The following is an 8,965-nucleotide window of genomic DNA, read 5'->3' on the forward strand; positions in this document are numbered from 1 at the left end:
TAGCATATTGAGGAGGATATGAAAGAGTTTTCTTTTCATATAAAATAATACCATTCCACTTAGGAAACGGAGGTGAACCAATGTAATTAGGTAATTTGTAACGGATAGCCTGTCGTCGTCGTGTAGGAGAGTAGAGAGAGGGATTTAATAAAAAACGATAAGAGAAAGAAGTGGTATTGTGTTTGATGAACCTATTTTTGCTGCAATGTTAATTTTCGGACTTTTCGCACTTGGTGAATTTATTTCGATAATTACAAGAGCAAGAGTCCCAATGCTATTTGTTGTTGCATTTGGTTATTTAATTTTACTCTGGACGGGAGTATTTCCTGCTGATATAGCAGATCGAGCAAATTTAACAGCGTTTGCTGCGATGTTACCTGCTGTATTAATCACACACATGGGAACATTAATTCCGTTTAAACAAATTAAGGAACAGTATAAGGCAGTATTGATTGCACTATCTGGAATTACAATTGCGGCTATTCTCGTTATCCTAATTGTTACACCGTTTATTGGCTATACCGAGTCAGTCGTAGGAATTGGACCATTAACAGGAGGAATCATTGCATTTATTATAACTTCTGAACGTTTGCAGGAACTTGGAATGGTAAGTTTAGTGACGATTCCAGTATTAGTTCTCGCATTGCAAAAGTTTATAGGGATGCCATTAGCGACTCATTTCTTACGTAAACGTGGAAACACCGTAAAAGAAATGCTTCGCAGTCAATCAGAGACAGCTGCAACGACGGCAACGGCAGATGCTGCAACTACGGTGAAAAAGAAAGAAAAAGAGAAAGAAGAAACAACTGCTAAAACATTACTGCCTGAGAAATATCAAACCCATATTATTTTGTTATTTCAAGTATTTCTCGGTGCATCGTTGGCAATTGGACTGGAAAACTTAACTGGATTGAGCTATAGTCTGTGGGCACTTGCTATTGGTATTACAGGAACGTACTTTGGATTTTTTACTGGAAGCATTATGGAACGTGCTAATTCATTTGGAATCACCATGGCACTGTTAATCGTTTTTGTTATGTCATCTATGAATGATGTAACACCAGGAATGTTTGTTGGCTATTTACCACCTGTTCTTCTTATTTTAGCAGTTGGGGTAACAGGGATTATGATTGGTGGTTATGTCGCCTCTAAGTTATGTAAGTGGGATACAAACAAAGGAATTCCAGTCGCATTGACAGCGTTATTTGGTTTTCCTGGTGACTATATTCTTTGTGAGGAAGTAGCAAGAAGTGTTGGAAAAGACGAAAAAGAAGAAAAGGCTATCTTTAATGAATTATTAACCCCAATGTTGGTTGGTGGTTTTACAACAGTAACGATCGCATCAATTGTTGTTGCCAGTATTCTAATAGGCACAATCTAAAAAAATCGAAACGGAGCGTGAATAATTGATGAGTTACACATTGATCAAAAATGGAACATTAATTGATGGAAATGGTGGAGATCCCGTAAAAGGAGCTGCTGTACTACTGAAGGATAATAAAATTGACGCGGTTGGAAAAGCGGAAGATATGCCAACAGTTGATGGCGATGTGAACGTGATTGATGCAAATGATGGGTTTATTCTTCCAGGATTGATTGATACGCACGTACACATGACGATGCAGAAAAAATCAACCCAAGAAACGTTGGAAACGCCATTTTCATTGAAGTTTTATGAGACGATTGACTATATGCGCAATACATTGAATGCTGGTGTTACAACAGTCCGAGATGCAGGATTTACAGATGTTGGTGTAAAAGAAGCAGTTGAGCGCGGACATGTAGAAGGTCCTCGAATGCAAGTAAGTATTAACCCGCTTACGATCACTGGAGGACATGGTGATTCCTGGATGCGTTCTGGAACAGATATTACAAGGGTCAGCTATCCTTCTATGCCGAGTGGTGTATGTGATGGTCCAGACCAAGTTCATCAAAAAGTAAGAGAAATGCTTCGTGCTGGTGCAGATATTATTAAAGTCCATGCGACAGGTGGTGTGATGAGTCCAACTGATCGTCCGGAGTTCACACAATTCTCCCCAGAAGAATTAGAAATTATTGTCCGAGAAGCGGAGTATCGTGCTGGGGTAAAAGTAATGGCACATGCACAAGGCTATGAAGGGATTAAAAACGCTGTACGTGCAGGCATCCATTCTATTGAACATGGTATTTTCATAGATGATGAAGCAATTGAACTAATGCTAGAAAATGGAACATACCTTGTACCAACATTACTGGCTCCTGTTTCAGTCTTAGAAGCGGCAGAATCCAGTAATCACTTACCAGAATATGCGGTGCAAAAGGCTCGTGATGTTATTGAAATTCATCAGGAAAGCGCAGCAAAGGCCTATGAAGCAGGTGTGAAAATAGCCATGGGGACAGATGCTGGCGTCATGCCACATGGTACAAACTTACGTGAACTAGACCTAATGTGTAAAATTGGAATGACACCGATGGAATCCATTGTTGCCACAACAAAAGTTGCCGCAGAATGTATGGGATGGGATGATCGTATTGGCACAGTGGAAGAAGGAAAATTAGCCGATATTGTGATTACGAAAGAAGATCCAATTGCTGACATTAGTTCGTTAGAAGACATTGCAAATATTGTAACGGTTGTCAAAGACGGAAAAGTAGTCAAAGAAGAAAAAACACAAGCTGCTGTGACGGCATAATTGCAAAAGAAAGCCTGTATGGTGGGATAACACCATACAGGCTTTTATTCATGTCGTTTAAACTTACTGCCTTTCCCTTTGGCACGGAGTTTTTCCATTAAGTCTTTCGTTTTGGCCGTTTCGTTTTCCGTTGCAGCTTTATCAATGCCTTGGATGGTATAAGTACCATGTTGTTCTACTATTTCCAAATAGGTGTTGACGTTAGCCCCTGGTGGAAGCTGCTCCACAGGAACAGTGAATTGTTCGTTTTTTTCTTCTATTAAAATAACAGCTTGATTGTTATCTTCTATCCGATCTACAATGCCTTTCATTCTTATCCTCCTATACAAGCGATTCCTTCTGCTTTTATGTCCTTTATACGAGCAGGTCCAATCCCATTGATATTAGTTAGCTCATCTAGTGATTGAAATGGTCGTAGTTCTACTAAAGCTTCAGCACGAGCAGGTCCAATATGTGTAATTTCCTGTAATTCTTCTACAGTTGCTTCATTAATATTGACACATCCATCGATTGATGACTCCCCATCGTTTGACTGGGTTGAGCTGCTGTCGTTATTAGAAGAACCAGTGCTTTCTGGACTGATCGTACCATCTTTATTTGTTAATATAGAAAACTCACTTCCGTCTGTCTCTACAACAATTGTGCCATGGACATCAGTTCCATATACGGTAATTCCCGAATCTTGTAAGTAGGAGATCACTTCAGCATGTGGGTGACCATAGGTGTTATCAGCTCCGGCACTATAAATGGCAATAGATGGATTAACTGTATCAATAAAGGTTGGATCACTCGAAGTATTAGAACCATGGTGACCAAGTTGCAAGATATCTGCCTCCACATTAATACCACTTGCCATCATTTGTTTTTCACCACTTTTTTCAGCATCCCCTGTGAAAACAAAGGAAACATCGCCATACGTAAATTTAGCAGCAATCGATTCTTCATTAGCTTTTCCTGAAATGCTCCCAGGATGTAAAATATCAATTTGCATCGGACCAATGTCAAATGTTTCCCCTGTTCTCGGCTCATGGTAGCTGGCATCACTTGCTAAAACAGCTTCAAGTGCGCGTTGGAACGTCTGGGAGGTGCTCTCATTTCCAGACAACCAAACTTCTCCGACCTCGTAATTATTCACGATTTCGGCTAATTGACCAATGTGATCAGCATCAGGATGACTATTGATGATTAAGTCTATTGACGAAATGTTTTATGCATCCAAATAGTTTATAACATCATTCCGACGCCAATCTCCTGTATCAAATAAAATATTGTAGGAACTTTCCTCATCTGCATATTGGAAAAGTGTGGCGTCTGCTTGACCGACAGCGATATAATGAACGGTTAAATCGGATGAGGGTTTCGGTACCTCTTTGGCTTCATCATCTTCATCTGATTCGTTTGTTGCTTCTGTTTCATTCTCTTCTATTTCAATAGTTTCTTTTTCATTTGTAGATGTATCTAATTGTGAGTGCTCGTCCCCCGAATTATCAGATGTTCCGCTACCACATGCAGCTAATAATAAGGTGAAAAGAAACACTACTATAAAACGTTTATGCATGGTTACACTTCCCCTAAGCTGTAATTTTATCCCATGTTAACTGGCAGACTGACGAAAACGTGACATGCTCACAAAAGAAAAGCACTTTTCCTTCGTGCGATGTGTCGCTGTTGTAGCTTTCCTTGACCTGTCGAGTCTCACTGGCTAAAACCGCCACATCAATCGCCACACCAGTACTAGCACGTCCTGAGCGTCGAGCCCTCATCAGAGTTGGGCTTTATCACCCATCAGCTTATCAAATGTATGGAAAAAATGCTAGGCACAATATTGTCTGGTTTGGCGATTTTACATTGATATATAATGTAGTTCTTCCTATTTATAAGAGGTTCATTTTTATTTTTTGTGTTGGAAAATACTATTTTTGGACTAATTTACTAGGTGTATTTTAATCTTTTATGGATGTGCATGTATTACAGAAAGATGTTTAAATGAAGATAAAAAATAGGCTCCTTTTCGTATTCTTTGTTGTTTTTGCAGTCGCAACATCTATATAATGCGTCAATAATCTTTTAGAAAACAGCCTAAAAATATAGAGGAAAATGCCAATGAAAATACATTTAGATAAACGCCGTTTCCGAATTATCGTTTTGGCCATCTTACTTCTATTAAATAGTAGTTCTCCCATAGTCATTGATAATACTTCCCATATAACAAGTGATCAAAGAGGAGTATTAGACCGTTTTGAAGGTGGATATGCTGTTATTTTAGTAGAGGAGTTTAAGACAGAGTTTACCGTAAGAAAGGAACAATTACCAGCTGGAAGTAAAGTAAACACATGGTTCCACTTAACAATAGAGAATGGGGAATATAAGGTTGTTTCTATTGATGATACATTAACAGAAAATAGGAAAGAGATAATTAAAAAATTAATAGATGAAATAGCTAACTAGAGGAGAAATTTTGTAGTGAAAGAATAAAGATCATGAAATAGCTAATTTATCACATATTAACTGGCAGGCTGACTAAGAACGTCATGTCAATCGCAACGTCAGTATTGGCACGTCCTCGCAAAAGAAAAGCACTTTTGCTTTGTGCGATGTATTGCTGTCGTAGCTTTCCATATCCTGTCGAGTCGAAAACCCCAACGAATGAGTTAAGCTTCCAAATGTGCTTGACTCTGTTTAAAATTTTTGTTAAATTATAAATAATTAAAAAATTATATTACTAACTGCTAAATCTAAATGACTTTACTGGAGAAGTAGAGCAATTCTTAGATTAAATCCAGTTATCGATTAGGAGGCTTTATCTGTGTCTTTCTTGTCTTCATGACTGATTTTTTATGTGTTGAAGAGAAAATGAAGACAATGTTAGGGAGGAATCGAAATGAAAAACTTAATCGAATTAGACAAAAAACACTTTCTTCATCCAACGTCATCGATCCAGCAACAGCAGGAAAAAGGGCCTAAATTAATTGTAGAAAAAGGAGAAGGGATTTACTTAACGGACAAAAACGGAAGCGTATACATTGATGCGATGTCATCCTTGTGGAATGTAAATATTGGTCATGGACGAAAAGAATTAGCGGAAGTAGCAGCAGAACAAATGGAAAAATTAGCATTCAGTTCTGCGTTTTCTACTTTTAGTCATGAACCAGCAATACAATTAGCAAAGAAAATAGCTTCTATTACACCTGAAGGGTTCAATGCGACCTTTTTTACATCAGGCGGTTCAGAGTCTAATGATTCCGCTGTTAAATTAGTTCGCCACTATTGGAAAATTCAAGGGAAATCAAATCGCCGTAAGATCATTTCACTTAAACGGGGATACCATGGGGTGGCAGCAGCATCAACTAGTGCTACAGGTATTCCTGAATTTTGGGATATGGCAGGTCATATGATGACAGATTTCATCCATGCAAAACCTCCATATGAAATAGGAACAAAAGAAGCAATCGAATCCTTAATTCAGGTCATTGAGGAGAATGGTGCAGAAAATGTCGCTGCCATTCTTGCCGAGCCTGTCCAAGGTGCGGGTGGTGTTTTAATCCCACCAGTCGATTACTTTAATGAAGTACGAAAAGTGTGTGATCAATATGGCATCTTATTTATTGCTGATGAAGTGATTACTGGTTTTGGCCGTACTGGAAAAATGTTTGGGGTAGAACATTGGGATGTACTACCAGACCTAATAACGTTTGCGAAAGGGGTAACTAGTGGATATATCCCATTAGGTGGTGTTGTTGTATCTGATGCCATTCACGATGTTCTAAAAGAAAAGTCAAAAGGTACGCTATTCCACGGCTTTACTTATAGTGGTCATCCAACTGCAGCTGCAGTGGCACTAAAAAATATTGAAATAATAGAACGTGAAGGTCTAGTCGAAAACTCCCAAAAGATGGGTAAACAGATGCTAAAAGGGTTTCAGAAAGTAAAGTCAGGTCTAAATATTGTTGGTGATGTTCGAGCTAAAGGTCTTTTAGGTGCTGTTGAATTAGTGGAAGACCCTGAAACCAATAAACATTTTTCTTCATCATTAAACGTAGCACCTAAAGTGATTGAGGGACTGCACCAACGAGGTGTAATATGCCGACCAGTTACCTATGATAGCACCGATATTATTTGTTTTGCACCGCCTTTGATTATGACTGAATCCGAAATCGATACCATGATCGAAAAATTATATGATGCAATCAAAGCTGTGCAAACACAACTAGTTACAAACTAAAAATAGAATAGAGGAAAATAGGGGGAGAAGTATGATTGATCAAAAATTAGTAAAAATCCTCGGCAACAAGGATGTTATTGCACTTGCTTTTGGTGCAATGATTGGCTGGGGCTGGGTGGTGACAGCCGGTTTATGGATTACTGAGGCTGGATCACTTGGCGCAATACTTGCATTTGCTGTCGGTGGATTACTGGTGATATTAGTAGGTCTTACCTATGCTGAACTTGCCTCAGCTCTACCATTAGCAGGTGGGGAGCATGTCTATAGTTATAAGGCAATGGGGAGAGTGGCCTCATTTATTACAACGTGGGCGGTCATACTTGGATATGTATCAGTTGTAGCCTTTGAGGCAGTTGCTCTTCCGACAGTATTTGAATATTTGATCCCTAATTACAGTCAAGGTTATATGTATACCATATCAGGTTGGGATGTAACAGCGACATGGGTTGGGATCGGAATGGCAGGTTCCATTCTCATTACGTGGATTAATTATCGAGGCATTAAACTTTCGACAGCCATTACGTTTATTTTGACGTTACTAATTTTAATCGCAGGAGTACTTTTGATTACGGGAAGTACTGCATCTGGTAACGCGAGTAATATGCAACCATTAGTGGAAAATGGTATGGCAGGATTGTTAACAGTTGTCATCATGACACCATTTATGTTTGTCGGATTTGATGTCATTCCACAGGCAGCAGAAGAGATTGATTTACCACAAAAGAAAATTGGTCAGTTACTGATTATATCTGTCATATTAGCTGTAGTTTGGTATATAGCCATCATATTTGGTGTTTCCCGTGTTATGACCCCTGGCGAGGTTAGCGGCTCAGAGTTGGTAACAGCAGATGCTATGGCTAAAGCATTTGGAGACAGTAGAATGATGGGGAATATTTTAGTATTAGGTGGTATTGGTGGTATTTTAACGAGCTGGATTGGTTTCTTTGTTGGTGGAAGTCGTGCAATTTATGCTTTAGCACGTGCTGGAATGCTCCCGAAATCATTAGGTGAGTTACACCCAAAATACAATACACCACATAAGGCAATATTGCTAATCGGAATTCTCTCAACCATTGCTCCATTGTTTGGTCGACCAGCACTTGTTTGGCTTGTTGATGCAGGTGGACTTGGATTGGTGGTAGCTTGGTTAATGGTTGCGATTTCCTTTATTATCTTACGGAAAAAAGCGCCAGAAATGAAACGACCGTTCAAACTTGCAGGTGGCGCAACAATTGGCTGGGTAGCGGTTGTGATGGCAGCAGGAGTTACGCTTTTATACATGCCTGGTATGCCTTCTTCCTTAATTTGGCCATATGAGTGGGTGATTATTGGCTTATGGATTGTATTAGGTGCAATTCTGTATAAGGTATCCATGTCTAAATATGGGGTAGAATATGCTGATGAACAAATGAATAAAGAAATAGATCGCATTGCATAATTAGAAAACTTGGCATTCACCATCACGTGATTGGTGAATGCCTTACATTTTTACGTGATAGGTTCCCATTTTAACGACATCGAACTGTCTTTAAAGCTGCTAACCTGTTCTGTTTTTTCTAATGTTGACAAAAGCGAAACAACGAGGGGTTATTCGTTGATCGCTTTTCCATCATCATTGAATTGGCTGTTTACTAAAAGATTGTTGCTTTAAGGTATCAACATCCTGCACATAAGATGGATTATACGCAATAGTTTAGCTATGAATACCGCTACGGAAATACACTTCGCTTTCACCAGGGGCATAAGTGCGACATCTGTTCAAACTATTCGTTTTCACAGTGTCTTCTTTACCGCGGACAGACGCTTTTAGCTTCCTCAATAGAAAAGCGGAAGCGCCTTGGTTACCCCCGATTAGAAAACTTGGCTTTTCGCCAAGTGGCGAAAGCCTTAGTTGCACTTATGCAGTAAGAAAGTTTTTCTTATCTGCCAAGCTTAAGTCGAGCCTCGGCGTTGTGCTTTTTGCCACAAAGAGGATTGACTTAAGACCTCGAGGGGGTAGGTGCTGGCCGATGATAACGCCACGTCCTTATGACTATCGGCACTAGGACGTCCTGTCCGTCGAAGCTAGACA

At 39.4% G+C, this 8,965-nt stretch carries 8 protein-coding genes; 5 read left to right on the forward strand and 3 right to left on the reverse strand.

Annotation, left to right across the window (positions count from 1 at the left end; genetic code table 11):
• The first annotated feature begins 178 nt into the window (after positions 1-178).
• Both GHC26_RS02925 and GHC26_RS02930 read left to right on the forward strand, forming a co-directional pair.
• Positions 179-1,381: a hypothetical protein gene (locus GHC26_RS02925; protein WP_163969735.1), complete on the forward strand. Its 1,203-nt coding sequence runs from the start codon at positions 179-181 to the stop codon at positions 1,379-1,381.
• Positions 1,382-1,409: 28 nt separating this feature from the next.
• Positions 1,410-2,672: a metal-dependent hydrolase family protein gene (locus GHC26_RS02930; protein ID WP_163969736.1), complete on the forward strand. Its 1,263-nt coding sequence runs from the start codon at positions 1,410-1,412 to the stop codon at positions 2,670-2,672.
• 44 nt (positions 2,673-2,716) lie between these two features.
• On the opposite strand, the gene GHC26_RS02935 is transcribed toward GHC26_RS02930, so the two are convergent.
• Genes GHC26_RS02935 through GHC26_RS15845 form a run of 3 tightly spaced genes read right to left on the reverse strand, consistent with a single transcriptional unit; the run spans position 2,717 to position 4,230 of the window.
• Positions 2,717-2,983: a DUF3006 domain-containing protein gene (locus GHC26_RS02935; protein WP_163969737.1), complete on the reverse strand. Its 267-nt coding sequence runs from the start codon at positions 2,981-2,983 to the stop codon at positions 2,717-2,719.
• Positions 2,984-2,985: 2 nt separating this feature from the next.
• Positions 2,986-3,876: a helix-hairpin-helix domain-containing protein gene (locus GHC26_RS02940; RefSeq protein WP_226376836.1), complete on the reverse strand. Its 891-nt coding sequence runs from the start codon at positions 3,874-3,876 to the stop codon at positions 2,986-2,988.
• A gap of 3 nt (positions 3,877-3,879) precedes the next feature.
• Positions 3,880-4,230 carry an MBL fold metallo-hydrolase gene (locus GHC26_RS15845; protein WP_226376828.1) on the reverse strand — a complete coding sequence of 117 codons (351 nt, stop codon included), beginning with the start codon at positions 4,228-4,230 and terminating at the stop codon, positions 3,880-3,882.
• A 545-nt stretch (positions 4,231-4,775) separates the two neighbouring features.
• Between GHC26_RS15845 and GHC26_RS02945 the strand changes: the two genes are divergently transcribed.
• The 3 genes from GHC26_RS02945 (at position 4,776) to GHC26_RS02955 (ending at position 8,332) form a co-directional block, all read left to right on the forward strand.
• Complete coding sequence (locus tag GHC26_RS02945) at positions 4,776-5,120, forward strand: DUF3006 domain-containing protein (RefSeq protein WP_163969738.1); 345 nt, start codon at positions 4,776-4,778, stop codon at positions 5,118-5,120.
• Positions 5,121-5,553: 433 nt separating this feature from the next.
• Positions 5,554-6,894, forward strand: coding sequence for an aminotransferase family protein (locus GHC26_RS02950; protein ID WP_163969739.1), 1,341 nt, complete (start codon positions 5,554-5,556; stop codon positions 6,892-6,894).
• 31 nt (positions 6,895-6,925) lie between these two features.
• Positions 6,926-8,332 (forward strand): APC family permease, encoded by a 1,407-nt coding sequence (locus GHC26_RS02955; protein WP_163969740.1) that lies wholly within the window; start codon positions 6,926-6,928, stop codon positions 8,330-8,332.
• The last annotated feature ends 633 nt before the right edge of the window (positions 8,333-8,965 follow it).

The organism is Oceanobacillus halotolerans, assembly GCF_010993955.1.
Lineage (GTDB): Bacteria > Bacillota > Bacilli > Bacillales > Amphibacillaceae > Oceanibacillus_A > Oceanibacillus_A halotolerans.

What these genes read in the sequence shown, in the direction of transcription:
- GHC26_RS02930 (WP_163969736.1), top strand. Translation starts at nt 1,410, where the DNA reads ATGAGTTACACATTGATCAAAAATGGAACATTAATTGATGGAAATGGT.
- GHC26_RS02935 (WP_163969737.1), bottom strand. Translation starts at nt 2,983, where the DNA reads ATGAAAGGCATTGTAGATCGGATAGAAGATAACAATCAAGCTGTTATT.
- GHC26_RS15845 (WP_226376828.1), bottom strand. Translation starts at nt 4,230, where the DNA reads ATGCATAAACGTTTTATAGTAGTGTTTCTTTTCACCTTATTATTAGCT.
- GHC26_RS02945 (WP_163969738.1), top strand. Translation starts at nt 4,776, where the DNA reads ATGAAAATACATTTAGATAAACGCCGTTTCCGAATTATCGTTTTGGCC.
- GHC26_RS02950 (WP_163969739.1), top strand. Translation starts at nt 5,554, where the DNA reads ATGAAAAACTTAATCGAATTAGACAAAAAACACTTTCTTCATCCAACG.
- GHC26_RS02955 (WP_163969740.1), top strand. Translation starts at nt 6,926, where the DNA reads ATGATTGATCAAAAATTAGTAAAAATCCTCGGCAACAAGGATGTTATT.